Here is a 23702-nt window from a genome sequence, read left to right as displayed (position 1 = left end):
ACCGGCATGAGCGGACCTCACACGCTTGCCACACGGCGAGAACGTCGTCGCACCGCGCCTGGCGGCCGACGACGCTGGTCGACCCGGGTACGAGCCGTCCTCGCGGGGGCGCTCGTACTCGGTGTCGGCACGTCGGTCACCTTGGCCGCGTGGAGCGACGACGAGTTCGGTGCCGGCACCTTCGCCGCGAGCACGTTCGTCGTCGAATCGCAGACGGGGATTTCGACGTGGGCGGCGCACGAGTCCGGCAGCCCGGCGACCCTGGCATTCGCCGCCTCGGCGATGTCACCGGCCGTCTCGCAGTACGCCTACATCGACATCCGCACGACCGCCGCGACGAACATCAGCGGAACGGCGGCGCTCACCGCCGTCTCGGCCGCCACCGGCACCCTGCTGCCTCAGCTCGAGTACCGCGTCGCCGTGACGGCGGCCACCGCCCCGTGCAATGCGTCGGCGTTCACGTCGGCCACGATCCCCGCCTACACCGCCACGCTCGCGACGACGACCTCGCCACCGAGCGTTTCGGGCGCACTGGCGGCAGCCGGCGGATCGACCGTGCGGTTCTGCTTCGACGTGCGCGTGAAGGCGGGCACGGCCTCAACGTTCCAGGGCGGGACCGCCGGCGCGACGTGGCAGTTCACGTCCACCTCCAGCTCTTGATCGGATCCTCGTGAGCCGCATCGAGGACGAACGCATCGATGCCGCTGAGCGCCGCCGGGCACCCCAGAAGCCCCGGCGCTCGGCGGCATCGGTCGCCGGCAGCATCGCGCTCGATGTCGCCGCCCTGGCCGGTGCCGTCTGCATCGTGCTCGTCGTGCTGGCCTACGGGTTCCACGTCACCCTCATCATGTTCAAGACGGGGTCGATGAGTCCCACGATCCCCGCCGGATCGCTCGCGCTGGTGCATGAGATCCCGGCTTCCGACATCGCCGTCGGCGACGTCGTGACCGTCGACAGACCCGGCCAGCTGCCCGTGACGCACCGCGTGACATCCGTGGGCCCCGGCGAGACGGACGACGCGCGCAGCATCACGCTCAAAGGCGACGCCAACACGACGGAAGATCCCGCGCCGTACGAGGTCTCGCACGTGCGCGTCGTGTGGGCCTCCGTCCCAGGTCTTGCGCACGTCGTGATCTGGCTCTCCCACCCGTGGATCCTTGCGGCACTCACCTTCGGCTGCTCGGCACTCGTGACGTGGGCGTTCTGGCCGCGTTCGCGTCGTCGGCGACCGCCACCTCCCAGGCGACGGAAGAGCCGCGAGCGGCACGTCGCTCACGTCGCTGCTGTCGCTCTCGCGATCGGAGGGGGCGCTGCCGTATCCGGCGCCGCCACCCCGGCGCACGCCGCACCGCGGACGTCGGTCGTCACGGGGACGGCGCTCGTGCTGACCACCATCGGCGATCCGTCCGCGATGACGACGCTCGGTCCGGGCGACTCGACGCCCTGGGAGGTCGGCATCGCGACGAAACCCACCGCCGGCCCGGGCTCGATCGACGTGTCGGTCACGTGGACCGGTTCGGCCGAGCTCGGACTGATCGTCTCCGCCGAGGCCTGCACCGAGCAGTGGACCAGAGACGGATGCCGCGGCCGGAGCACGCGCCTCATCGACGCCGCTCCCGCCCCGGTCGACAGCACGCCACGCGCTCTTCTGTCGATGTCGTCGCAACAGGGGCGGTGGGTCCGCTTCGAGGTGACGGTGCCCGCCGACCCCGGAGACGGGCAGGGCTCCGCGGCCCTCACCGTGACCGCGAACGGGCTCGGCGACGATCTCTCGTCGTCATCCGGATCCGCCTCTGCACTCGCTGCTACGGGCGGGAACGGCGATCAAGCCGTCGGGCTGAGCGCGTGCGCCGTGATCGCAGGTGTCCTCGGGGCGGGCCTCGTCGCCGCGCAGCGGGGCAGGACGGCCCGGAGCCGGGTATGAGCACTCATCGGCGATTCGGTCTGGTGCTCGCCGCGCTTGCCGTCATCGGCGCGATGGCGGTACCGCGCTTCCTCCCGACCGTCACCGAGGCGTCCTGGGCCGACCCGGAGTCCGCCGCCGGCAGCTTCACCGCTCTCACCGTGCCCCCGCCGACGGTCACCGCCTGCACCGTGATTCCCGGCACGCTCGGCATCTTGGGCTCCTTCAACGTCACGTTCCAGGTGCCGACCGGCTACGCGGTCGCGGCCGTGGGCTACGCGGTCGCGAACAACGCGACCATGGCCGGGGCGAGCGCCGTGACCCCGGCGGTCAGCGGTCCCGCGTCCGGGAGCTACACCGCCAGCTTCGGAACCGGGCTCCTCGGCCTCCTGGGCTCGGACGTCTACCTCGGCATCAGGATCGTGGACGCCGGCACCGGGTGGGGGTCGACGTACAAGGTCTCGCACGGAAGGATCGGTCTGCTGGCGAGCAGCTCCAGCTGCGCGGTCCTGTGAGACGGCTCGTCAATCCCAGTCGAGATAGTCCTCGATGGCCCAGGATGTCGCACCGACATGCGTGGCAGGGAACATGTGACCGGCACCCTCGACGCGCACGACGCTCACGCGGTCCGGCGCGGATTGCTTGAGCGCGTCACCGTTGGCCGGCGGGGTGATCGGATCCTCGGCGCCCTGGATGATCAGCACGGGGACGTCCGCGACCAGTGCCGAGGATCCGCCCGTCCCTCGGGCGGCGCGCTGGAGAGCCTCCACCTCGGAGTCTCGGAACCGCTCCGGCACTTCGGCGAGGTCGGGGGCATCGACGGTGCCGTCCGATTCGACGCCGAGCAGCAGCACGCCGTTGACGCGGTCGTGGTGCCCCAGCGCCACGACCCGGGCGACAGACCCGCCGAAGCCGTGGCCGCCCACCCAGGCGTGATCCATTCCGAGGTGGTCGAGCACGTCCACGACGTCCCGAGCGAGATCCTCGATCGTCACGGGCACGCGGTCCGCGGCATCCTCGTCCTTCGAAGGCCTCCGCGACCCGATCCGCACGACCCGGAAGTCCTCCATCGCGACCGAATGCGCAAGGGCGTTCAGGTAGGAGATGTTCAGGCCCGCGCCGGCGATCAAGACCACGCCCGGTCCGGCGCCCTCGACGGCGAACGGGATCGCCCGACCCTCGGGCTCGAAGGTCTGCGTGTCGGTCATCGTCATCTCCTCGTCTTTGGCGGCCGAACTCGGCGGAACATCAATTGTTGAAGCGGAACTCGACCACGTCGCCGTCCTTCATGACGTAGTCCTTGCCCTCGAGGCGGGCTTTGCCCTTCGACCGGGCTTCGAGCACCGACCCGGTCTCGATGAGGTCCTCGAAGGAGATGACCTCCGCCTTGATGAACCCCTTCTCGAAGTCCGTGTGGATGACGCCCGCGGCCTGAGGGGCCTTCGAACCCTTCGGTATCGTCCACGCCCGAGATTCCTTGGGCCCGGCGGTCAAGTACGTCTGCAGTCCGAGCGTGTCGAAGCCGATCCGCGCGAGCTGGTCGATGCCCGACTCCTCCTGCCCCGTCGATGCGAGCAGCTCCGCGGCGTCCGCGGGATCGAGGTCGATGAGCTCCGACTCGATCTTCGCGTCCAGGAACACCGCGTGCGCGGGCGAGACCAGCGCCTGGAGCTCGGCCAGGCGCGCAGCATCCGTCAGCACTTTCTCGTCGACGTTGAACACGTAGATGTAGGGCTTCGCGGTCATGAGGCCCAGGTCCCTGATCTGCGCGAGATCGACGCCCGACTGCGAGACCAGCGTGCCCCGTTCGAGCGCGTCCTTCGCCGCCACGGCCGCCTCGAGCGCTGCGGGCTCCGCGCGTTTGCCCTTCACGTCCTTCTCGAGGCGCGGGATCGCCTTCTCGAGTGTCTGGAGGTCGGCGAGCATGAGTTCGGCGTTGATCGTCTCGAGATCGTTCTTCGGATCGACGTTTCCGTCGACGTGCACGACGTCGTCGTCGGTGAAACCGCGCACGACCTGGGCGATCGCATCCGCCTCACGGATGTTGGCCAGGAACTGGTTGCCGAGACCCTCCCCCTCGCTCGCACCGCGGACGATGCCGGCGATGTCGACGAACGACACCGTCGCGGGCAGGATGCGCTCCGAGTGGAAGACCTCGGCGAGCTTCGCCAGCCGCGGGTCGGGGAGGTTCACGACTCCGACATTCGGCTCGATCGTCGCGAACGGATAGTTCGCCGCGAGCACGTCGTTCTTGGTCAGTGCGTTGAAGAGGGTGGACTTGCCGACGTTGGGCAGGCCGACGATGCCGATAGTGAGAGCCACGGGAGTCCATTCTACGTGGGTGGACTCGGAGATCACCGGGCGTCGGGCCGCCGGTGCGCGCCGTCGACCACGCCGATGCCGGCGATCAGGCGGCGCGGTGTCAGGGGCGCTGCGCCCGATACGCCTTCGTCACGTACGGCAGCTCGATCGTCGACCCGCCGACCACGCCGATCTCGTCGAAGAGGAGGTCGAGTTCGGTCTCGATGCGCTCCTTCTCCTCGGGTGCGGCGGTGATGACGTAGCTGCGCGAGCGCGCCATGTCCTGCAGCGCGCCCCGCGACATCGGACGCGTCCATCCCCAGACCTGCTCGTCGAGGGTCGAGAACGGCGGGGCCACGGGCGGGTGGCCGTCGGCCAGCATCTGCTCCGCCGAGCTGCCGTGCATGATCTCGCTCATACGTCGCACCCACGGGAGGCGCTCGTCGCGCACGTTCCAGATGAGTCCGAGCATGCCACCCGAGCGCAGCACACGCCCCACTTCGAGCGAGCCTCGGATCGCGTCGACCCAGTGCCACGCCTGGCCGAGTACGACCGCATCGAGCGACGCGTCGGGGAGCGGCATCCGCTCGGCGGTTCCGACGAACGTCGGCACCCCGGGGACCGCCGCGTGGAGGGCGGCGAGCATCTCGGAGTCGGGGTCGATCGCGACGACATCGTCGCCGAGACCGGCGATCACCCGGGTCAGTTTGCCTGTGCCCGCCCCCACATCAGCCACGCGCAGTGCCCGGCCGGGTTCCCGCATCGGCTCCAGAAGCCACTGCACGGCCTCGGTCGGGTAGTCGGGCCGTCCTGACTCGTACACCCCCGCCGCCGCGCCGAAGGAGCGGGACATCTCATCGCGTGTCGCCATGCGACCGACTTTAGCTTTCCGGAGCGGCGCAGATCGCGCAGGCGGAGGGGCGCCACCGGCCGTGCCGATCGAACCGATCCCGGCGCGCCTGCCCCGCGGTTCACCCCCGCACGGTGACCCTGAGGGAGTGCCTCTGGATTTCACCGCCATCGACTTCGAGACGGCGAATTCGAGCACCGCGTCGGCGTGCGCGGTCGGGCTGGTCCGGGTGCGGGACGGGAAGATCGTCGCGCAGAGCGGCTGGCTGATCAAGCCGCCCCCCGGTCACGACCGCTTCTTCGAGCTGAACATCGGCATCCACGGCATCCGCGAAGAGGATGTGCACGACGCCAAGACCTGGACCGACCAGCTCGACGACATCGCCGCCTTCGCCGGTGCGGACGTCCTCGTCGCGCACAACGCGGGATTCGACATGGCCGTGCTGCGCCGGGCCTGCGATGCGACCGGCGACCTGTGCCCGCCGTACCGCTACGCGTGCAGCCTGCAGGTCGCGCGCAAGGTCTACACCCTCGATTCGTACCGGTTGCCCTCCGTGGCCGCGCAGGCGGGATTCCTCGACTTCCCTCACCACGATGCGGTGGCCGACGCCCTCGCCTGCGCTCACATCATGATCGATGCCGCAGCGCGACGGGGCGCGACCGACATCGAGACCCTCGCCGAGCGCACGGGTGTGCGGCTGGGCCGCATCCACCCGTCCGAGCCGATCGTCGAGCCGGTCTTCGGCGCGAGGACGGTCGTCGCCGTCGCCTGAACCGGCACAGCGTGGTCGGCCGCGCGCCGACCCGCTCATGTCGGAGGCCGAGGGCATGCTGAACGCATGGATGCCCTCACCGTTTCGGCGCTCGTCATCGGGTGCCTCGTGCTCGGGGCGCTCGCGGGGTGGTTCTGCGGGCTCGCCCGCGCCACGACCCGCGCGGCGCACGAGCGCGTCGAGCTGACCGCCCGCGTGGCAGCCGCCGATGCCCTCGCGCAGGCGCACCGGGCCGAACTCGACCGGCAGATCGCCGTCACACGGGACTGGGCGGGCCAGGCGCGCGCCGATCAAGCCCAGCGCGACGAGCGCGAGCGACGCGAGCAGGCCGTGCTGCGCGCCCTCGCCCCGGTGCAGGAGACGCTGCAGGCCATGCGCGACAAGGTCGACATGCTCGAGCGCGACCGGCACAGCCAGTACGGAGCGCTGGCCGAACAGCTGCGCCTCGGGCACGAGTCGGGCGAGGCGCTGAGAGCAACGACCGAATCCTTGGCCGGCGCCTTGCGCTCGGGAGCGACTCGCGGCGTCTGGGGCGAAACGCAGCTGCGACGCGTGGTCGAGGCCGCCGGCCTCACGCGCTACGTCGATTTCGATACGCAATCCTCCATCAGCACCGATGCCGGAGCCGGCCGGCCCGACATGGTGATCCGCATGCCGGGGGCGAAGTCACTGGCGGTCGACGCCAAGGTGCCGCTGGACGCCTACCTGGAGGCGTCTGCGATACCGGTGACCGCCGTCGGGGAGGAGGAGGCGCGACGCAAGGGCCTCCTTGCCAAGCACGTGCGAGCCGTGCGCGCGCACGTGGATGCGCTCGCGAAGAAGACGTACTGGGCGGGGCTGGACTCGAGCCCCGAATTCGTGGTCTGCTTCCTCCCCAGCGAGTCGCTCCTGGCGGCAGCGCTGGAGGAGGATCCGTCGCTGCTCGACTACGCATTCAGCAAGCGGGTCGCGCTCGCGTCGCCGGTGAATCTGTGGGCGGTGCTGAAGACCGTCGCCTACACCTGGACGCAGCAGGAGGTGTCGCAGGAGGCGCGCGCACTCTTCGATCTCGGCACGCAGCTGTACGAGCGCATCGGCGGCCTGGCCGGCCACGCCGAGGAGATGCGGAAGGCGATCGAGCGCACGGTGGACAGCTACAACCGGTTCGTCGGATCGCTCGAGGGTCGCGTGCTGGTCAGCGCACGCCGCTTCCCGGGCATGGACGAGACGAAGCTCGACGCGCTTGCCGCGCCTCCGGTGATCGAGAAGTCCGCTCGGCGGTTCACCGCACCCGAGATGCTCGAAGCGCTGGACCCGGGCGATGACGACGCGTCTGCTCCCCTGCACGCGGATGTGGGCGACCTCAGGGGCCGCCTCTGATCAGATTCCGCCGGGAACCAGGCTGAGGAGCGCCACGACCGTGATCGACACGCCGACGAAGGCGCCGATCATCCACCACGCGCTCATCTGGTGGCCCTCGTCGCGACGCACACGGAAGAACACGTCGGGACGACGGGCCGGATCGATCGCGTCCGCGATCACGGCCTGCGCGCCCGTCTGCGGAGCGGATCCGCCGATCATCGAGCCGTTCACCTGCGTGGACATGAACCATCCCCTTCGGGCATCGGAAAAACTGAGCGTCTCCGTTGACTCTGCGTACGATTCTGCCAGACAACCCGCGGCGCGAGCATCACGACGCGGTCACGATCGCCACATCTTCCCCACCCGTCACGCACGCCCCACCTGCGTCCCTCGCAGACGTGGTCTCCGGGAGGCACCAGCCCCGGTCAGGCGGTCGTCAGAGCCACTTCGAGACGAGGTGCTCCGAGGTGATGCGACGGAGCGTGCCCGAAGAACCGCGGAGCACGACGCTCTCGGTGTAGAGGAACTCGCCGGCACGCTGCACGCCTGCGACGAGCTGGCCTTCGGTCACACCTGTGGCGACGAAGATCGTGTTCTTGCCCTTCACGAGGCCCTCGGCCTCGTAGACGTGACCGTCGAGCTTGAGTCCGGCATCCATGCCCTTCTGCTTCTCGTCGTCGTCGCGCGGCCACAGCACACCCTGGATGTGCCCTCCGAGCGCCTTGATGGCGCACGCCGTCACGATCCCCTCCGGCGAACCACCCACGCCGATGCACATGTCCGTGCGCGCGTTGTGACGCGCGGCGTTGATGCCACCGGCGACGTCGCCGTCGGACATCAGACGGGTGCCGGCGCCCGCATCGCGGATCTCCTGGATGAGCTTGTCGTGTCGCGGACGGTGCAGTACCGAGACCACCATCTCGTCGACGGGCTTGCCGAGCGCCTTGGCGAGCAGACGGATGTTCTCGGCCACGGGAAGACGGATGTCGACGACGCCGACGCCCGCGGGACCCGTCACGAGCTTGTCCATGTAGAACACCGACGAAGCGTCCAGCATCGCGTCGTGGTCGGCGACGGCGATCACCGACAGGGCGTTGTTGCGTCCGGTGGCCGTGAGCGACGTCCCATCGATGGGGTCCACGGCGATGTCGCACTGCGGGCCGCGCCCGTTGCCCACGTGCTCCCCGTTGAACAGCATCGGAGCGTTGTCCTTCTCCCCCTCGCCGATCACGATCGTGCCGTCGAAGCTCACCGTGGTGAGGAAGGCGCGCATCGCGTCGACGGCGGCACCGTCGGCCGCCTCCTTGTCACCCCGCCCGATGAACGGCACCGCGCGGATGGCCGCCGCCTCCGTGGCACGCACGAGTTCCAGTGCCAGATTTCGGTCGGGATGCAGGGGACTCATGTCCGCGGTAAGGCTCACCATGAGGCTCAGCCTAGCCATCGGGCCACGACCGGACGGGGCGAGGGCGGGCGTTCGCTGCGAAGGAATCGACGATCTTTAGCCTGGCGAAGAACTGGGCGGTCACGGCATCCGTCGTACCCGGCGCGACGCGCTTCGATAGAGTGACGGTCAACGCCCGACTGATGCAAGGAGCCCCCACATGCCCGTCGCCACCCCCGAGCAGTACGCCGAAATGCTGGACCGCGCGAAGGCAGGTGGCTTCGCCTACCCCGCGATCAACGCCGCCAGTTCGCAGTCGGTCAACGCCGTGCTGCAGGGCCTCACCGAGGCGGGCTCGGACGGCATCCTCCAGGTCACCACCGGGGGTGCCGACTACTTCGCCGGCCACACCGTGAAGGCCCGGGCGACCGGCGCGCTCGCGTTCGCGGCGTTCGTGCACGAGGTCGCCAAGAGCTACCCGATCACGGTCGCCCTGCACACCGATCACTGCCCCAAGCCGGCGCTCGAGGACTTCGTGCTGCCGCTGATCGCCGCATCCGAGAAGGTCGTCGCCGACGGTGGCCAGCCCATTTTCCAGTCGCACATGTGGGACGGCTCGGCTGTGCCCCTCACCGAGAACATCGACATCGCGAAAGAACTGCTCCCCCGCATGAAGGCGATCAACGCGATCCTCGAAGTCGAGATCGGCGTGGTCGGCGGCGAGGAGGACGGCGTCAAGCACGAGGGCTCGAACGAGGCGCTCTACACGACGGTCGCCGACGTGAGCGCGGCCGTCGAGGCGCTCGGACTGGGCGACCAGGGACGGTGGATCGCGGCTCTGACGTTCGGCAACGTGCACGGCGTCTACAAGCCCGGCAATGTGAAGCTGCGCCCCGAACTGCTCGGCGAGATCCAAGAGGGCATCGCGGCGAAGTTCGGTACCGGCCCGAAGCCGCTCGACCTCGTCTTCCACGGTGGCAGCGGCTCGACCTCCGAGGAGATCGCGACGGCCGTCGCCAACGGCGTGATCAAGATGAACATCGACACCGACACCCAGTACGCGTTCACCCGGTCGGTCGCGGGCTTCATGTTCAGCAACTACGACGGCGTGCTGAAGGTCGACGGCGAAGTGGGCAACAAGAAGGCCTACGACCCGCGGGCGTGGGGCAAGGTGGCCGAGTCGGCCATGGCCGCGCGCGTCGTCGAGGCGACGCAGCAGCTCGGGTCTGCGGGCAAGTCGCAGTCCTAGGGTCTCAGCCCGTGAAAGAGCGGATGCCGCGGCCCTCGGGTCGCGGCATCCGCTCTTCCATCGGCATCAGTGCGCAGACGTCAGGCCGGCCAGGAGAAGGTGTCGAGCAGACCGGGTGCGCCGGCGGGAGCGGGAACGATCTCGATCTCGTCGCCCGCCTGCACCTCGCCGGCACGGACGACTCGGAGGTACGGGCCCAGACGCCGCTCGCCGGCGAATCGCTTGACCCACCCGCGCTGCTCGCTCCCGCCGACCCAGCGCGCGAACGTCGCGCACGGCGTCCGCGGCATGGTCACTTCGAGCCGAAGACGCTCGCCGATCTGCCAGATGTCGCCGATGCGCGACGCATTCACCTCGATGCCCTCGGTACGCAGGTTCTCACCGAACCATCCGGGTGCGAGCTCTCGACCGAGCTGCTCCTCCCAGAACGAGGCATCCTCATGGGCATAGGCGTAGACGGCCTTGAGGAGACCACCGTGATGTTTGCGGCTGACCTGTACATCACCGCGCACTCCGTACGGCCCCACCCGCACCGGTCCCTGCAGCGCTGCCTTGTCGATCCCGGTGACGCCCTCCGAACCGGCATCCGGTCGTAGTCCGCGCACAGCGCAGACGGCGATCAGACGACCCACGTCATCCCGCCAGGTTCGACAGTGCGTTCATGATGCCCGGGTCGGTCGTCAGCGGCACGGCGATCAGAGCACCGGACGCCATGCTGAACACGAGCGCACCGACGAGCGGAATCCACCACGAGAGCCTCCCCCGGCGCATGACCCGCCAGGACACCACCGCCGTGAGCAGCCAGCCGATGCCGAGCACGAGCATGCCCGCGAAAACCCAGCCCTTCGCGGCATCCGGATCCGCGAGTGTCGCGTCGATGCCCATCAGCGAAAGCATGGTCGAGGAGTACGTGCCGAAGTCGCCGAGCGAGATCACGGTCGACACGACCGACACCAGTCCGTACGCGAGCAGACCCAGCGTCGCGATGCGGTTGGCCGCGCCCGGTCGGGCACCTGCGCGAGCGGACTTCCCGGCGGGCCCCACCGGCCGACCGGGGGCGGGCTCGGCGACCGGGGACCCCGCGGGGGCCACCGGTGCGGAGACGGGGTCCGCGCGAACCGCCTCCCCTGCATCGAGCGCCGCGGTCACATCGGGCTGAGCGATCCGTGCGCGCTGCTCCTCGATGGTCGCGTATTCGCCGTACTCCGGACGGGGACGTGATTCCGGCTCGGTCGAGGAGGCGCTCACACGCGCCTCCCGCCGAGAGCGCGCTCGTCGCGCTTGCCCGACGAGTCCTGCCGCAGTTCCTTCGGCAGCGAGAAGATCAGGTCCTCCTCGGCGGTCTTGACCTCTTCGACGTCGCGGTACCCCGCGCCCGAGAGCTCCTCCAGCACCTGCTGCACGAGAACGTCGGGAACGGACGCTCCGCTCGTGACGCCGACCGTCTCGACGCCGTCGAGCCATTCCTGCTTGACCTCGTCGGCGTAGTCGACGCGGTACGCCGCCTTCGCCCCGTACTCGAGTGCGACCTCCACCAGACGCACGCTGTTCGACGAATTCGCCGAGCCGACGACGATCACGAGGTCGGCGTTCTTCGCCACCTTCTTGATCGCCACCTGACGGTTCTGCGTCGCGTAGCAGATGTCGTCCGAGGGCGGATCCTGCAGCTGCGGGAAGCGCACCCGAAGCCGACGGACCGTCTCCATCGTCTCGTCCACCGAGAGCGTGGTCTGTGACAGCCACACCACGCGCGACGGATCGCGCACCTCGATCAGATCGGCGTGATCGGGCGAGTTGACGACGGTGACATGCTCGGGGGCTTCACCGGCCGTCCCCTCGACCTCTTCGTGACCTTCGTGGCCGATCAGCAGGATCTCGAAGTCGTCGCGGGCGAACCGCACGGCCTCGCGGTGGACCTTCGTCACGAGCGGGCACGTCGCGTCGATCGCCTGCAGACCGCGGTCGGCGGCCTCGGCGACCACAGCGGGCGACACCCCGTGCGCACTGAAGACGACGTGCGCACCCTCGGGGACTTCGTCGACCTCGTCGACGAAGATCGCGCCCTGCGATTCGAGCTCGGTCACGACGTGGATGTTGTGCACGATCTGCTTGCGCACGTAGACGGGGGCGCCGAAGCGCTCCAGCGCCTTCTCCACAGCGATCACGGCGCGGTCCACACCCGCGCAGTAGCCACGGGGCGCGGCCAGCAGCACACGCTTGCGTCCGACCACGGGGATATCCTTGAGGCGCTCGCGCCGCTGTGGAATGCGGGGAATGGGCATTCGTACGGCAGATGTGCTCACCCCTTGATTCTACGGGGGGCACCGGTGCACTGGCTGAGTGCGCCGCCGCCCGGACCACGAAGGACCAGATGACCTCGTTCCAGCCCGCCATCGTGCCCGGTGAGGCACCCCCCGCCGACTCCGTGCACCCGCGAGAGTCGAGTCAGGCGGCGCCCACGTCGGTGTCGCGCCTGAACGACACCATCCGCGGTTTCATCGACAAGTGGGGCTCGGTCTGGGTCGAAGGCGAGATCACCTCCTGGAACGTCCGAGGGGGGAACGTCTTCGGACGCCTCAAAGACCTGGCCGGCGGGTCGACGATCTCGTTCCGCATCTGGTCGAGCACGCTTCAGCGGCTGCCGGACGACCTGAAATCCGGCGATCACGTCATCGCGTGCGTCAAGGCCGACTTCTTCCCCAAAACCGGAGACTTCACCTTCGCGGTCTCGTCGATGCGCCACGTCGGGCTCGGCGACCAGTGGGAACGCCTCGAGCGCCTGCGCGCGCAGCTGCGTTCCGAGGGTCTGTTCGACGCCGCCCGCAAGAAGCGGCTTCCGTTCCTACCGCACACCATCGGACTGATCACCGGCGAGCGATCGGATGCCGAGAAAGACGTCCTGCGCAACTCCGAGCTGCGCTGGCCGCACGTGCAGTTCCGCGTCCGATATGCCGCCGTGCAGGGTGACCGCTGTGTTCCCGAGACGCTGGCCGCCCTGAAGGCGCTCGATGCCGACCCCGCGGTCGACGTCATCATCATCGCGCGCGGCGGTGGCGATCCGCAGACCCTGCTCGGATTCAGCGATGAACGCCTGCTGCGAGCGGTGGCCGCGGCATCCACACCCGTCGTCAGCGCGATCGGACATGAGAACGACCGGCCTCTGCTGGATGACGTCGCGGACCTCCGTGCTTCGACGCCGACCGATGCCGCCAAGCGGGTCGTGCCCGACGTCGCCGAGCAGCGCGCCGTCGTCCGCGACCTCCGCGCCCGACTGTCGACGCGCCTCACGCAGCGCGTGCGGCACGACATCCTGCAGCTGGAGCAGCTGCGTTCGCGCCCGGTGCTGCGCGCGCCCTCGTCGATGATCGACGGCCGGGCGCAGGAACTGTGGATGCAGGTGTCGCGAGGGCGCGACATCGTCGATCGCCGCATCGAGACGCAGGCGCGCCGCACCGCCGAACTGCGGGCCACGCTGCGGGCGCTCTCCCCCGCCGCCACGCTGGCCCGGGGCTACGCCATCACCCACCTCGCCGACGGGGTGATCGTGCGCGACGCCCTTCAGGCGCCGGCAGGTTCGCGCGTCATCGTCACGCTTGAGCGCGGATCACTCGCGGCCCGCTCGGAGGGCGAGATCGCCGAGTCGGCCCCGGCCGTGGATGCGGACCGATCGGCCTAAGATGGAGGCTATGACGCTGTCGAACGGGGATGTCGCGGAGGTCGCCGAACTCTCGTTCGAGCAGGCGCGCGACGAGCTCATGCGCGTCGTCGCCGAACTCGAGCAGGGCGCGCCCACCCTCGAGCAGTCGCTTTCGCTGTGGGAACGCGGCGAGGCCCTGGCCGCCCGCTGCGAGGAGTGGCTCCTCGGTGCCAAGCGACGCCTCGACGCGGCGCGCGCGAGCGACGACGCAGGCCGTGGCGGCCCCCCTCGACACGATGACACCGAGGCACGATGATGGCCTCGTCGTCCTCCCGCGTGGTGGCCGAACTCGGCAGACCCGAAACGGCGGGCGAGACCGCCGCGCGCAAAGCCGAGTCGTCCCGCGTCTACCGCTCCAGCCAGACCACCCGTAACCTCGTCGCGGCACTTCTGGTGACGCTTGCCGTGGTGGCCGTCATCATCTTCGCCGTGCCGCGCGGCCAGCCCGCGCCGCGCGCCGCGCTCGACGTGTCCGCCGTCGCACAGTCCGTCTCGTCGAACCTGGAGCGCACCGTCATCGTGCCCGCGGTCCCCGAAAGCTGGACGGTGAACGGCGCAGCCGTCGAGGGCGACGCCGTCGCGGCCTGGACGGTCGTCTATGCCCCCGACGAGGCATCCGGGTTCCTCCGCATCGCGCAGGGGTTCGACGCCGACGCCGCGTGGCCGACGCGAGTGCTCAACGGTGCAGGCGCGGACGACACGGTCACCATCGACGGGATCGAGTGGACCAGCTACCGCATCGCGAACCCCGAGGCGGCCGGCAACATCTCCGCAGCCCTCAGCACGCAGGCCGGGCGCGACACGGTCATGGTCTACGGCACGTCCTCGCAGGAAGCGCTGGACGCCGCAGCCTCATCCGTCAGCGAACAGATCCGCGAACTTCGCCAGGAGGCAGAGTGACCGACGAGCGACCCGATCCCGGAACGGTGTGGGACGAGATGCGACGCGGCAACGCCCGTTTCGTCGCGGGCGAACCGCGGCACCCCCGACAGGACGTCGAACGGCGTCACGTGCTCGCAGCGGCGCAGAAGCCGCGTGCGGCCCTGTTCGGCTGTGCCGACTCGCGACTGGCCGCCGAGATCATCTTCGACAAGGGCCTCGGCGACCTATTCGTGGTCCGCAACGCCGGGCAGGTGATCTCCGACTCCGTCGTCGGCAGCCTCGAATACGCCGTGGCCGTCCTCGATGTGCCGCTCATCATCGTCCTGGGCCACGATGCCTGCGGCGCGGTCCGCGCCGCGATCGACAGCACCAAGCCCGACTCCCCCGAGCTGCCCCCGCACATCTGGCGACTCATCGCGCCGATCGTCCCCGCGGTGCGCCGCGTCGTGCGCGACGGCGCTGCCGAAGGCCGACCGGTCGACGACATCGACGCCGAGCGCGTCGGACGCGAGCACCTGCGCGACACGGTCGCCGAGCTCATGCACTCCTCGGATCTGATCCGCGATGCGGTCGAGGAGGGTCGACTGGCGATCGTCGGTGCGAATTACCGTCTCGACGAGGGCACTGCGATCCCCGACATCATCGTCGGCGCCGCTCGCGACGAGCGCGCAGACGTGTCCGCCTGATTTTCCGCTCGCCACGGCAGCGAACTGCACGATCTCCGCACGAACAAGCCCCATCTCGAAGGAACGACGACGTGACTGACACCGAATACCGCATCGAACGCGACACGATGGGAGAGGTCCGCGTCCCGAAGGACGCCCTGTACGCCGCGCAGACGCAGCGCGCGGTCGAGAACTTCCCCATCTCGGGCAAAGGCCTCGAGAGCGCCCAGATCGCTGCGCTCGCGCGTATCAAGAAGTCCGCAGCGCTCGCCAACAAAGAACTGGGCACGCTCGACGCCGCCATCGCCGACGCGATCGCCGCGGCGGCGGACGAGGTCATCACGGGCGTCCACGACGATCAGTTCCCCGTCGACACCTACCAGACCGGCAGCGGGACGTCCTCGAACATGAACATGAACGAGGTGCTCGCGGCCCTCGCGACGCGCTCGCTCGGTGCGCCGGTGCACCCGAACGACCACGTCAACGCCTCGCAGTCCTCCAACGACGTCTTCCCGACCTCCGTGCACATCGCGGTGACGCAGGCTCTCATCGACGACCTCATCCCGGCCCTCGATCACCTCGCCGTCTCGCTCGAAGCGAAGGCGGAGCTCTGGAAGGATGCCGTCAAGTCGGGCCGCACCCACTTGATGGACGCGACCCCGGTGACGCTCGGCCAGGAGTTCGGCGGCTACGCCCGTCAGGTGCGCCTCGGCATCGAGCGCGTGCAGGCGGTCATCCCCCGCGTCGGCGAGGTGCCCCTGGGCGGAACGGCTGTCGGCACCGGGATCAACACTCCCATCGGATTCCCCCAGAAGGTCATCGAGCTGCTGACCGCCGAGACCGAGCTGCCGATCACCGAGGCCAAGGACCATTTCGAGGCCCAGGCGAACCGCGACGGCCTGGTCGAGGCATCCGGCGCCCTGCGCACCATTGCGGTTTCGCTGACCAAGATCAACAACGACCTCCGCTGGATGGGCTCCGGCCCCAACACCGGGCTCGGCGAGCTGCACATCCCCGACCTCCAGCCCGGTTCTTCCATCATGCCCGGCAAGGTCAACCCGGTCGTGCCTGAGGCGACCCTGATGGTGTGCGCGCGGGTGATCGGCAACGACGCCACCGTGGCGTGGGCCGGCGCGTCGGGCTCGTTCGAGCTGAACGTCGCGATCCCCGTGATGGGTACCGCGCTGCTCGAGTCGATCCGCTTGCTCTCCAACGCCATGCGGGTCCTGGCCGACAAGACCATCGACGGCCTCGAGGCGAACCTCGAGCGCGCCGCCGCGCTCGCGGGGATGTCGCCCTCGATCGTGACCCCACTCAACAAGCTCATCGGCTACGAGGCCGCCGCGAAGATCGCCAAGCACGCCGTCGCCCAGGGCATCACGGTGCGCGAAGCGGTCATCGATCTGGGCTACGTGGAGCGTGGCGACCTCACCCTCGCGCAACTCGACGAGAAGCTCGATCTGCTCTCGATGACCCATCCCGGGTGATCGATGCCCACGCGGAGCGTTCTCGCGCAATAATCAGGGTGTGACTCGCACGCCGAGACCCGTATCGGCGCGCGTACGGATTCTGGGGGCGATCCTCGCCGTGGCGTGCGTCGGTTTGGCGATCGTGGGCGCCATCACTTTCCTCGTCCAACGTGAACGGGTGCTGGCCGACATCGATACACGGCTCATCAGTCAGGTGGCGAGTGTGTCTCCGGCCGGCGACGGTGCACCGTCGGGGGGCGGGACGGATGCCGCGCCGTCGGACGTCACGACGGTCACCGAGATCCCCGACCCGACCCGATACACCTCGGTGTCGGACTATCTCGGCGACGTCGTGGGCAGGGTGGTGCTGGCCCGGAACGAGGCATCCGTCGGCATCATCGATGGGGTCGCACGGTTTCAGCCCCCCGAGCTCTCGGGCTTCTCCATCTCCGCCGACACCGGAGTGATCTCGTTTCTGGCGCAGGAGGCGACGCGCGACGGCGGTGGTGTCCCGGCGAGCGCGACCACTCCCGAAGGGACGCTCCGCTACATCGCCGTGCCGATCAGTGTGGCGGGCGACGACCGGGAGGCGCTCTTCGTCCGCGCCGTTGACCTGGACGCAGAACTCGCCCCCGTCACCTGGTCCTTCCTCATCTACGCCATCGCGGCCGTCGTGATGCTCATCGCGATCGGCATCGTCTGCTGGTTCGTGGCCGGTCGCCTCCTCGGGCCGCTCCGCCAGCTGCGCGACACGGCCGACTCCATCACGATCACCGACCTCGGCGCACGCCTGCCCACGCAGGGCAACGACGACATCTCCGACCTCACGCGTACGGTCAATTCGATGCTCGACCGCCTCGAGGGCTCGGTCGACGTGCAGAGGAATCTTCTCGACGACGTGCGCCACGAGCTCAAGACGCCGATCACGATCGTCCGCGGGCATCTCGAGCTGATGAACCCGAACGACGCGGCCGACGTCGAGAACACCCGCGAGATCGGGATCGCCGAACTCGACCGCATGACGCGGCTGGTGGAGGACATCGATCTGCTGGCGACAGCGGAAGCCGACCAGTTCACGATGGAGGAGGTGGATGTCGCTTCCCTCACCGACCGGGTCGGCGAGCTGGTCGCCGTCATTCCCGGTCATACGTGGCGCATCCGCGGTCGCGCCCACGGCACCGTCTTCGGCGACGACGACCGGCTGCTCCAGGCCTGGCTGCAGCTCGCCGACAACGCCGCCAAATACACGCCGGAGGACTCTCCGATCGAGATCGGCAGCACGACCGACACCGGGGAGGTGCGGCTGTGGGTGCGCGATCACGGTCCGGGCATTCCTCCGGCCGCTCGCCACCGCATCTTCCGTCGGTTCGACCGCGCGCACGTGAAGCGCTCCGTCGGCGGTTCGGGCCTCGGGCTCGCGATCGTCGACGCCATCACGAAAGCGCACGGCGGACACTGCTCGGTCGGAGACACCATCGGCGGCGGCGCGACGTTCACGATCCACGTCCCCCTGGGGACTCGCGCCACGGAGCTCCCCGCTCCCGTGCGAGCCGGCGACGTGGTGCTGCAGAGGGAGTCCAGCGCATGACGCACATCCTGATCGCCGAAGACGAGTCCCGTATCTCGGCGTTCGTCGCCCGCGGTCTCGCCGCCTCGGGCTACACGACGGTCGTCGCCGAAGACGGCCTCGAGGCGCTCGATCAGGCGCTGTCGGGCGACGTCGACCTCGTGCTCCTCGACATCGGCCTGCCGTCGATCGACGGACTGGAAGTGCTGCGACGACTGCGGCGTCAGGGGTCGACGGTTCCTGTGATCATGCTGACCGCGCGCTCCAGCACACGGGACACGGTGGCGGGTCTCGATGCGGGCGCGGGCGATTACATCGCGAAGCCCTTCAAGTTCGACGAGCTGCTCGCGCGCATCCGCTCACGGCTGCGCGAGACGGCCAGTGCGGCGAGCATCACGATCGTGCACGGCGATGTCTCCCTCGACGTGCTGTCGCGCCGGGCCAGCATCGCCGGCCGCGAGATCGATCTGTCGTCGCGCGAATTCGCGCTCGCCGAGCAGTTCCTCCGCAATCCCGGGCAGGTGCTGAGCCGAGAGCAGCTGCTGAGCCGCGTCTGGGGCATGGACTTCGATCCGGGCTCGAACGTTGTCGACGTCTACGTGCGCTATCTGCGCGGCAAATTCGGCCCGCAGCACATCACGACGGTCCGCGGAGCGGGCTACCGGTGGGAGTAGCTCCGCCACGACACCCACGCAATGAAGAAGCCCCCGACGCTGGGGGACGTCGGGGGCTGGGAAGGGTCGGTAGCTGGGGGACTCCGACCGATTCAACCGCACTGTCTTGGGGAGGAGCGCGGTTGTTTTCTCTTCTATCCGCCGTGACTGTCGTCTGCGACGGACGGGGAACCCGCCTGAGCGGGAATCGTGGGCGCTTTCGCGCCTTGTATCTATGGTGACAGAGGTCTGCTCGTCCGGCTGTCAGATCGCATGAGACTCTTCTCATCCAGGTGAATCCATAGAGACTGCACACCGGGCACGAAGAGAGGCCCGGGATGCCGCTCCCCGGGCCCCTCGACACTCTCGCGGTCAGGCGAGCTCGCTGGCCTCCAGGAGCTCGGTGACGAGCGCGGCGATCGCGGAGCGCTCCGACCTCATCAGCGTGACATGCCCGAACAGGTCGTGACCCTTGAGCGTCTCGATGACGGAGGCGACGCCATCGTGACGGCCGACCCGCAGGTTGTCGCGCTGAGCGACATCATGCGTCAGCACGACGCGGGAGTTCTGCCCCATACGGCTGAGCACCGTCAGCAGCACGTTGCGCTCGAGCGATTGCGCCTCGTCGACGATCACGAACGCGTCGTGAAGGGATCGTCCCCGGATGTGCGTGAGCGGCAGCACCTCGAGGAGACCACGGTCGATGACCTCTTCGACCACGTTGCCCGAAACGACCGAGCCCAGCGTGTCGAAGACCGCCTGACCCCACGGCCCCATCTTCTCCCCCTGGTCTCCGGGCAGGTAACCGAGCTCCTGGCCGCCGACAGCGAACAGCGGACGGAAGACGATGATCTTCTTCTGCTGCTGCCGCTCGAGCACGGCGTCGAGGCCCGCGCACAGGGCGAGCGCGGACTTGCCCGTGCCGGCACGGCCGCCGAGCGAGACGATGCCCACATCGGGGTCGGTGAGCAGGTCGATCGCGATGCGCTGCTCGGCGGAGCGGCCGTGCACTCCGAAGACCTCGCGGTCGCCGCGCACGAGCCGGTAGGAGCCGTTGCCGGTCACACGCCCGAGCGCCGAGCCGCGTTCGGAGTGCACGATGAGGCCGGTGTTGACCGGCAGCCCGCGAACACCCTCACTCGTGGCCACGTCGCTCTCGTAGAGGTCGCTCAGCTCATCGCCCGACACGTCGAGCGTCGCGATCCCGGTCCAGCCGGAGTCGACCGCCTGTTCGGCGAGGTACTCCTCGGCGGTGATCCCCAGCGACGCGGCCTTGACGCGCATCGGCAGGTCCTTCGACACGACGGTCACATCCTGTCCGTCCTGTGCGATGTTCATCGCGACGGCGAGGATGCGACTGTCGTTGTCGCCGAGGCGCATCCCTGAGGGCAGTACCGAGGCGTCGGTGTTGTTCAGCTCGACGCGCAGCGTGCCGCCCTCACCGACGGGGACAGGGAAGTCGAGGCGCCCGTGCTCGACGCGGAGCTCGTCGAGGTGGCGGAGGGCTTGACGGGCGAAGTAGCCGATCTCGGGGTCGTGCCGTTTGCCTTCCAGCTCGGTGATCACGACGACGGGAATCACGACGGAGTGCTCCGCGAAGCGGAAGAACGCCCGCGGATCGCTCAGAAGTACCGACGTGTCCAACACATACGTGCGCAGATCCTCAGCCTGCTCGTCATCGATCATCCGGCTGTGCTGCTGTGCTGCTCTGGTGGTCACAACCCACTCCCGACCCGGGTGGAATCCCGGTATTCACGAGTCGGCCTGGGCCACGAGTCGCGATCCTGAAGGCCGACTCGAACGGGCGCCCTGCCCGCTGTCATGAACGTACGTCCGCGGCCGATGCGGCGCATCCTCGACACGCGGCGTGTTCGTTACGACTGTGTGAATTCCTGACATCCCCCGCGGGAGAACGATGCGCAGACCGCGGACTCAGCCGCCGTAACGGCGGTCCCGCGTCGCGAAATCCCTGATGGCGCGAAGAAAATCGACCTCACGCAGGTCGGGCCCGAGCGCCTCGACGAAGTAGAACTCGCTGTGTGCGCTCTGCCACAGCAGGAAGTCGCTGAGCCGCTGTTCACCCGACGTACGGATGACCAGGTCGGGGTCGCGCTGGCCTCCGGTGTACAGGTGTTCGCCGATCTGCTCGGGCGTGAGACTGTCTGCGAGCTCCTCGAGTGAGCCGCCACCCTGGTCGTGCTGGGCGATGATGCTCCGGACGGCGTCGACGATCTCACCGCGCCCGCCGTAGCCGACGGCCAGGTTGACGTGCAGCCCGGTGTGCTCGCGCGTGCGACGCTGGGCCTCCGCGAGGACACGCGCGAGCTCCGGCGGAAGGCCGTCGGAGCGACCGACGTGCTGCACGCGCCAGTCGCGCTCCCGCGAGAGCTCGTCCGCCAGCTCGGCGATGATCTCGAGGAGATCAGTCAGCTCGCGCGAGTCGCGCTTGAGCAGATTGTCGTTGGACAGGAGGTAGAGCGAGACGACCTTGATGCCGATGTCATCGCACCACTGCAGGAACTCGCGCATCTTGGCCGCGCCCGCGCGGTGGCCGTGGGCAGCGGACTCGTAGCCGAGCTGGCGCGCCCACCGCCTGTTGCCGTCGATCATCATGGCGACGTGATGCGGGACGGTCTCGGGGGTCAGCTGTCGGCGGAGGCGATTGATGTACAGCCGATAAAGGGGGCCTCTCCCCTCGTTCGCCGACATCTGCGCCACACGCTCTACGCTATCGCCCTCTCCCGGGCCCCCACACGCGCACCTCCGGGCGAGCGCGACGCGTAGGCTCGGAACATGGTCCGACGCCCCCCGATCGACGACGGCGCAGAGATGCCGCAGCTCCCCCTTCTCGAGGCGGGAGCAGTGGGGGCACAGGATGAGGTCAAGCCCACCTGGCGGGGGTGGCTGCACGCCGCGACCTTCCCGGTCGCCCTCGTGGCGGGGATCGTCCTGATCGCCGTGGCACAGGGCGCGACGGCGAAATGGGCGGCGGCGGTGTTCATGGTGACGTCCCTGCTGCTGTTCGGCAACTCCGCCCTGTATCACCGCTTCCATTGGGGCCCGAAGACCAAGGCGACGCTCAAGCGCATCGACCACGCGAACATCCTGCTGCTCATCGCCGGGACCTACACGCCGATCGCCGTGCTCGCGCTGGCCCCGTCGCAGGGAGCGCTGCTGCTCACCCTGGTCTGGAGCGGCGCTGTGCTCGGCATCCTGTTCCGGGTGTTCTGGATAGACGCGCCCCGTTGGCTGTATGTGGCGCTCTACCTGCTGCTCGGCTGGGCGGCGGTCATGTACATGGTCGATCTGTTCCGTGTCAGCCCGACCATGATGCTCCTGGTCATCGTCGGCGGGCTGCTGTACACCGGTGGGGCCATCGTCTACGCGATGAAGCGCCCCAATCCGTGGCCGGGCCATTTCGGCTTCCACGAGATCTTCCACGCGTGCACCGTGCTGGCGTTCCTCTGCCACTGGGCGGCCTGCCTGCTGATCGCGCTGCACCCGGCCAGCCCGTCGCTCGGCCTGCCCGGCTGACCCGGGGTCAGTCCCGGCGGGGCCGTCCGGTGTCGCCGGTACCGTCCTCGACGGGGTCGATGTCCTCGCCGTCGGTGTCGGAGGCGCGCACCGCCGCGTCCGCCTGTTCGTTCGCCAGCTCCTCGGCGTCCAGCTCCTCACGCACCTCGGCCCGGTAACGACCACGGCGGATGCGGCGCAGCATGTCCCACACGAGCAGGATCACCGCGACCGCGACGAACGCGATGGCGACGAAGCCCCACGTACCGGGGGTGACGAGATCGGGGTCCACGCTCGACGGCGCCGGGGTGGGCGTGCCGAGAAGACCCGTGCGGGGTGCGACGGTCTGCGCGAGCGCGCTCAACGCGATGATCGCTGCGTCCATGGGTGATGTCCTCGTTCTGCGCCGAAGCGCTTAGCCTGGAGACACCAGCCTATTCTTTCCGTTCAGGCCACCCGCCCCTCCCCGAACAGGCGTCATGACCACCCAGGAAATGCTCGACGAGCGCTACGGACGCGTGACTCCGCGCGGGCGCCGCGTGCGCATCGGAGTGATCTCGGTGATCGTCGCCGCCGTCGTCGGCGGACTCGCGTGGTTGATCCTGCCGGGGACGTTCAACTCGGTCGGGTTCCAAGACACGGCGTTCGAGCTGCGAGGCGATCACTCCGCGAGCATCACCTTCCAGATCTCGGCCCCCGACGGCGCCGCCATCGCCTGCGCGCTCGAAGCGCAGGATGAAGACCACGGAACCGTCGGCTGGAAGATCGTGCAGTACGAGGCCTCCGACCGCCGCACGCGCGAGTATCAGGAGACGATCCCGACGGTCGCCGCGGCGACGACAGGTTTTGTCAACAACTGCTGGGTGACGTAATCTGGGCGGCACGCAGTCAACAGACGCCCTGGCAGGTGCCGGGGCGTTTTGATATGTCGGCTACGGCCGACCGAAGGAGACGACCGTGTCCAACGACGCCCCCGTGACGTTTCTCACCCAGGATGCCTACGACCGCCTCGCCACCGAGCTCGAGCACCTGTCGACCACCGGCCGCGAGGAGATCGCCAAGCGCATCGAGTCGGCGCGTGAAGAGGGCGATCTGAAGGAGAACGGCGGCTACCACGCGGCCAAGGACGAGCAGGGCAAGCAGGAGGCCCGCATCCGCACCCTGCAGCATCTGCTGAAGACCGCCACGGTCAGCGAGGCGCCCGCGAGCCGGGGCATCGTCGAACCGGGCACCGTCGTCACGGCGCTCGTGGCCGGGGGCGAGGAGGTCTTCCTCCTCGGCAACCGCGAGATCGCCGCGAACTCCGAGCTCGACGTGTACAGCGAGGCGTCCCCGCTGGGCGCAGCGATCCTCGGCCTGAAAGAGGGCGCGAAGACCTCGTACCTCGCACCGAACGGACGCGAGATCAGCGTCGAGGTGACCAAGGTCGAGACCTATACGGGCCAGTAGCGACGCG

27 protein-coding genes are annotated in these 23702 nt (G+C 69.0%); 16 read left to right on the top strand and 11 right to left on the bottom strand.

What is annotated here, in order from left to right:
* Positions 1-6 precede the first annotated feature (6 nt).
* The 3 genes from ACFXOO_RS04200 to ACFXOO_RS04190 are packed head-to-tail and all read left to right on the top strand — an operon-like array spanning position 7 to position 2418.
* The gene (locus ACFXOO_RS04200; protein WP_378838377.1) at positions 7-660 is read left to right on the top strand and encodes a SipW-dependent-type signal peptide-containing protein; all 654 of its coding nucleotides are present in this window, start codon (positions 7-9) and stop codon (positions 658-660) included.
* A 10-nt stretch (positions 661-670) separates the two neighbouring features.
* Positions 671-1924, top strand: a complete 1254-nt coding sequence (locus ACFXOO_RS04195; RefSeq protein WP_394562848.1) for a signal peptidase I — start codon at positions 671-673, stop codon at positions 1922-1924.
* Complete coding sequence (locus ACFXOO_RS04190) at positions 1921-2418, top strand: hypothetical protein (protein ID WP_394562847.1); 498 nt, start codon at positions 1921-1923, stop codon at positions 2416-2418. The genes ACFXOO_RS04195 and ACFXOO_RS04190 overlap by 4 nt, the downstream gene beginning before the upstream one ends.
* A 9-nt stretch (positions 2419-2427) precedes the next feature.
* Here ACFXOO_RS04190 and ACFXOO_RS04185 read toward each other — a convergent pair whose 3' ends face one another.
* The 3 genes from ACFXOO_RS04185 to ACFXOO_RS04175 all read right to left on the bottom strand — a co-directional run bounded on the left by ACFXOO_RS04185 (position 2428) and on the right by ACFXOO_RS04175 (position 5075).
* Positions 2428-3111, bottom strand: coding sequence for an alpha/beta fold hydrolase (locus ACFXOO_RS04185; protein ID WP_394562846.1), 684 nt, complete (start codon positions 3109-3111; stop codon positions 2428-2430).
* A gap of 40 nt (positions 3112-3151) precedes the next feature.
* Positions 3152-4225 carry a redox-regulated ATPase YchF gene (gene ychF / locus ACFXOO_RS04180; RefSeq protein ID WP_378838368.1) on the bottom strand — a complete coding sequence of 358 codons (1074 nt, stop codon included), beginning with the start codon at positions 4223-4225 and terminating at the stop codon, positions 3152-3154.
* A 100-nt stretch (positions 4226-4325) separates the two neighbouring features.
* Complete coding sequence (locus ACFXOO_RS04175) at positions 4326-5075, bottom strand: class I SAM-dependent methyltransferase (RefSeq protein ID WP_378838366.1); 750 nt, start codon at positions 5073-5075, stop codon at positions 4326-4328.
* Positions 5076-5202: 127 nt separating this feature from the next.
* On the opposite strand from ACFXOO_RS04175, the gene ACFXOO_RS04170 reads away from it, so the two are divergent.
* Complete coding sequence (locus tag ACFXOO_RS04170) at positions 5203-5826, top strand: 3'-5' exonuclease (protein ID WP_378838364.1); 624 nt, start codon at positions 5203-5205, stop codon at positions 5824-5826.
* 66 nt (positions 5827-5892) lie between these two features.
* Positions 5893-7185: a DNA recombination protein RmuC gene (locus ACFXOO_RS04165; protein ID WP_394562845.1), complete on the top strand. Its 1293-nt coding sequence runs from the start codon at positions 5893-5895 to the stop codon at positions 7183-7185.
* Here ACFXOO_RS04165 and ACFXOO_RS04160 read toward each other — a convergent pair whose 3' ends face one another.
* Both ACFXOO_RS04160 and glpX read right to left on the bottom strand, forming a co-directional pair.
* The gene (locus ACFXOO_RS04160) at positions 7186-7410 is read right to left on the bottom strand and encodes a UDP-N-acetylmuramyl pentapeptide phosphotransferase (protein ID WP_378838360.1); all 225 of its coding nucleotides are present in this window, start codon (positions 7408-7410) and stop codon (positions 7186-7188) included.
* Positions 7411-7603: 193 nt separating this feature from the next.
* Positions 7604-8593 carry a class II fructose-bisphosphatase gene (gene glpX, locus ACFXOO_RS04155; RefSeq protein ID WP_378851219.1) on the bottom strand — a complete coding sequence of 330 codons (990 nt, stop codon included), beginning with the start codon at positions 8591-8593 and terminating at the stop codon, positions 7604-7606.
* A 178-nt stretch (positions 8594-8771) separates the two neighbouring features.
* Between glpX and fbaA the strand changes: the two genes are divergently transcribed.
* Positions 8772-9800 carry a class II fructose-bisphosphate aldolase gene (fbaA, locus tag ACFXOO_RS04150; RefSeq protein ID WP_378838355.1) on the top strand — a complete coding sequence of 343 codons (1029 nt, stop codon included), beginning with the start codon at positions 8772-8774 and terminating at the stop codon, positions 9798-9800.
* 80 nt (positions 9801-9880) lie between these two features.
* Here the strand turns inward: fbaA and ACFXOO_RS04145 are convergent, their stop codons facing one another.
* Genes ACFXOO_RS04145 through ACFXOO_RS04135 form a run of 3 tightly spaced genes read right to left on the bottom strand, consistent with a single transcriptional unit; the run spans position 9881 to position 12082 of the window.
* Entirely contained in the window at positions 9881-10432 is a 552-nt protein-coding gene (locus ACFXOO_RS04145; protein WP_378838352.1) for an MOSC domain-containing protein, read from the bottom strand.
* 1 nt (position 10433) lies between these two features.
* Positions 10434-11048 (bottom strand): DUF6264 family protein, encoded by a 615-nt coding sequence (locus tag ACFXOO_RS04140; protein ID WP_378838349.1) that lies wholly within the window; start codon positions 11046-11048, stop codon positions 10434-10436.
* Complete coding sequence (locus ACFXOO_RS04135; RefSeq protein WP_378838660.1) at positions 11045-12082, bottom strand: 4-hydroxy-3-methylbut-2-enyl diphosphate reductase; 1038 nt, start codon at positions 12080-12082, stop codon at positions 11045-11047. Before ACFXOO_RS04135 ends, ACFXOO_RS04140 begins: the two co-directional genes overlap by 4 nt.
* 89 nt (positions 12083-12171) lie before the next feature.
* On the opposite strand from ACFXOO_RS04135, the gene xseA reads away from it, so the two are divergent.
* From xseA to ACFXOO_RS04100, 7 genes are all read left to right on the top strand, one after another.
* Positions 12172-13476: an exodeoxyribonuclease VII large subunit gene (xseA, locus tag ACFXOO_RS04130; protein WP_394562844.1), complete on the top strand. Its 1305-nt coding sequence runs from the start codon at positions 12172-12174 to the stop codon at positions 13474-13476.
* Between the two features lies 1 nt (position 13477).
* Complete coding sequence (locus tag ACFXOO_RS04125) at positions 13478-13753, top strand: exodeoxyribonuclease VII small subunit (RefSeq protein WP_378838344.1); 276 nt, start codon at positions 13478-13480, stop codon at positions 13751-13753.
* Positions 13753-14397 carry a DUF4245 family protein gene (locus tag ACFXOO_RS04120; RefSeq protein WP_394562843.1) on the top strand — a complete coding sequence of 215 codons (645 nt, stop codon included), beginning with the start codon at positions 13753-13755 and terminating at the stop codon, positions 14395-14397. The genes ACFXOO_RS04125 and ACFXOO_RS04120 overlap by 1 nt, the downstream gene beginning before the upstream one ends.
* 38 nt (positions 14398-14435) lie before the next feature.
* Positions 14436-15065: a carbonic anhydrase gene (locus ACFXOO_RS04115; protein ID WP_394563199.1), complete on the top strand. Its 630-nt coding sequence runs from the start codon at positions 14436-14438 to the stop codon at positions 15063-15065.
* Between the two features lie 71 nt (positions 15066-15136).
* The gene (locus ACFXOO_RS04110) at positions 15137-16531 is read left to right on the top strand and encodes a class II fumarate hydratase (RefSeq protein ID WP_378838338.1); all 1395 of its coding nucleotides are present in this window, start codon (positions 15137-15139) and stop codon (positions 16529-16531) included.
* A gap of 40 nt (positions 16532-16571) precedes the next feature.
* On the top strand, positions 16572-18101 hold the full coding sequence (locus tag ACFXOO_RS04105) for a sensor histidine kinase (RefSeq protein WP_378838336.1): 1530 nt from the start codon (positions 16572-16574) through the stop codon (positions 18099-18101).
* The gene (locus tag ACFXOO_RS04100; RefSeq protein ID WP_378838333.1) at positions 18098-18754 is read left to right on the top strand and encodes a response regulator transcription factor; all 657 of its coding nucleotides are present in this window, start codon (positions 18098-18100) and stop codon (positions 18752-18754) included. The genes ACFXOO_RS04105 and ACFXOO_RS04100 overlap by 4 nt, the downstream gene beginning before the upstream one ends.
* 351 nt (positions 18755-19105) lie before the next feature.
* On the opposite strand, the gene ACFXOO_RS04095 is transcribed toward ACFXOO_RS04100, so the two are convergent.
* Both ACFXOO_RS04095 and ACFXOO_RS04090 read right to left on the bottom strand, forming a co-directional pair.
* Complete coding sequence (locus tag ACFXOO_RS04095) at positions 19106-20419, bottom strand: PhoH family protein (protein WP_378838655.1); 1314 nt, start codon at positions 20417-20419, stop codon at positions 19106-19108.
* Between the two features lie 246 nt (positions 20420-20665).
* Positions 20666-21442 carry an isoprenyl transferase gene (locus tag ACFXOO_RS04090; RefSeq protein WP_378838653.1) on the bottom strand — a complete coding sequence of 259 codons (777 nt, stop codon included), beginning with the start codon at positions 21440-21442 and terminating at the stop codon, positions 20666-20668.
* 84 nt (positions 21443-21526) lie between these two features.
* On the opposite strand from ACFXOO_RS04090, the gene ACFXOO_RS04085 reads away from it, so the two are divergent.
* On the top strand, positions 21527-22267 hold the full coding sequence (locus ACFXOO_RS04085; protein WP_378851231.1) for a hemolysin III family protein: 741 nt from the start codon (positions 21527-21529) through the stop codon (positions 22265-22267).
* A gap of 7 nt (positions 22268-22274) precedes the next feature.
* Here the strand turns inward: ACFXOO_RS04085 and ACFXOO_RS04080 are convergent, their stop codons facing one another.
* Positions 22275-22631, bottom strand: coding sequence for a hypothetical protein (locus ACFXOO_RS04080; RefSeq protein ID WP_378851234.1), 357 nt, complete (start codon positions 22629-22631; stop codon positions 22275-22277).
* 94 nt (positions 22632-22725) lie between these two features.
* Between ACFXOO_RS04080 and ACFXOO_RS04075 the strand changes: the two genes are divergently transcribed.
* Together ACFXOO_RS04075 and greA are read left to right on the top strand one after the other, a co-directional pair.
* Positions 22726-23118 (top strand): DUF4307 domain-containing protein, encoded by a 393-nt coding sequence (locus tag ACFXOO_RS04075; RefSeq protein ID WP_378838326.1) that lies wholly within the window; start codon positions 22726-22728, stop codon positions 23116-23118.
* An 85-nt stretch (positions 23119-23203) separates the two neighbouring features.
* Positions 23204-23695 (top strand): transcription elongation factor GreA, encoded by a 492-nt coding sequence (gene greA, locus ACFXOO_RS04070; protein ID WP_378851239.1) that lies wholly within the window; start codon positions 23204-23206, stop codon positions 23693-23695.
* The last annotated feature ends 7 nt before the right edge of the window (positions 23696-23702 follow it).

Source organism: Microbacterium sp. P03 (assembly GCF_043556235.1).
GTDB lineage: Bacteria > Actinomycetota > Actinomycetes > Actinomycetales > Microbacteriaceae > Microbacterium.
Note: the sequence above shows the minus strand (reverse complement) of the source record. Positions and strands in the feature narration are given on the sequence as shown.

Coding starts and splice junctions, on each gene's coding strand:
- ACFXOO_RS04200 (WP_378838377.1), top strand. CDS start 7: ATGAGCGGACCTCACACGCTTGCCACACGGCGAGAACGTCGTCGCACC.
- ACFXOO_RS04190 (WP_394562847.1), top strand. CDS start 1,921: ATGAGCACTCATCGGCGATTCGGTCTGGTGCTCGCCGCGCTTGCCGTC.
- ACFXOO_RS04185 (WP_394562846.1), bottom strand. CDS start 3,111: ATGACCGACACGCAGACCTTCGAGCCCGAGGGTCGGGCGATCCCGTTC.
- ACFXOO_RS04175 (WP_378838366.1), bottom strand. CDS start 5,075: ATGGCGACACGCGATGAGATGTCCCGCTCCTTCGGCGCGGCGGCGGGG.
- ACFXOO_RS04165 (WP_394562845.1), top strand. CDS start 5,893: ATGGATGCCCTCACCGTTTCGGCGCTCGTCATCGGGTGCCTCGTGCTC.
- ACFXOO_RS04160 (WP_378838360.1), bottom strand. CDS start 7,410: ATGTCCACGCAGGTGAACGGCTCGATGATCGGCGGATCCGCTCCGCAG.
- glpX (WP_378851219.1), bottom strand. CDS start 8,593: ATGGTGAGCCTTACCGCGGACATGAGTCCCCTGCATCCCGACCGAAAT.
- fbaA (WP_378838355.1), top strand. CDS start 8,772: ATGCCCGTCGCCACCCCCGAGCAGTACGCCGAAATGCTGGACCGCGCG.
- ACFXOO_RS04135 (WP_378838660.1), bottom strand. CDS start 12,082: ATGCCCATTCCCCGCATTCCACAGCGGCGCGAGCGCCTCAAGGATATC.
- xseA (WP_394562844.1), top strand. CDS start 12,172: ATGACCTCGTTCCAGCCCGCCATCGTGCCCGGTGAGGCACCCCCCGCC.
- ACFXOO_RS04125 (WP_378838344.1), top strand. CDS start 13,478: ATGGAGGCTATGACGCTGTCGAACGGGGATGTCGCGGAGGTCGCCGAA.
- ACFXOO_RS04120 (WP_394562843.1), top strand. CDS start 13,753: ATGGCCTCGTCGTCCTCCCGCGTGGTGGCCGAACTCGGCAGACCCGAA.
- ACFXOO_RS04115 (WP_394563199.1), top strand. CDS start 14,436: ATGCGACGCGGCAACGCCCGTTTCGTCGCGGGCGAACCGCGGCACCCC.
- ACFXOO_RS04100 (WP_378838333.1), top strand. CDS start 18,098: ATGACGCACATCCTGATCGCCGAAGACGAGTCCCGTATCTCGGCGTTC.
- ACFXOO_RS04095 (WP_378838655.1), bottom strand. CDS start 20,419: ATGATCGATGACGAGCAGGCTGAGGATCTGCGCACGTATGTGTTGGAC.
- ACFXOO_RS04090 (WP_378838653.1), bottom strand. CDS start 21,442: ATGTCGGCGAACGAGGGGAGAGGCCCCCTTTATCGGCTGTACATCAAT.
- ACFXOO_RS04085 (WP_378851231.1), top strand. CDS start 21,527: ATGGTCCGACGCCCCCCGATCGACGACGGCGCAGAGATGCCGCAGCTC.
- ACFXOO_RS04080 (WP_378851234.1), bottom strand. CDS start 22,631: ATGGACGCAGCGATCATCGCGTTGAGCGCGCTCGCGCAGACCGTCGCA.
- ACFXOO_RS04075 (WP_378838326.1), top strand. CDS start 22,726: ATGACCACCCAGGAAATGCTCGACGAGCGCTACGGACGCGTGACTCCG.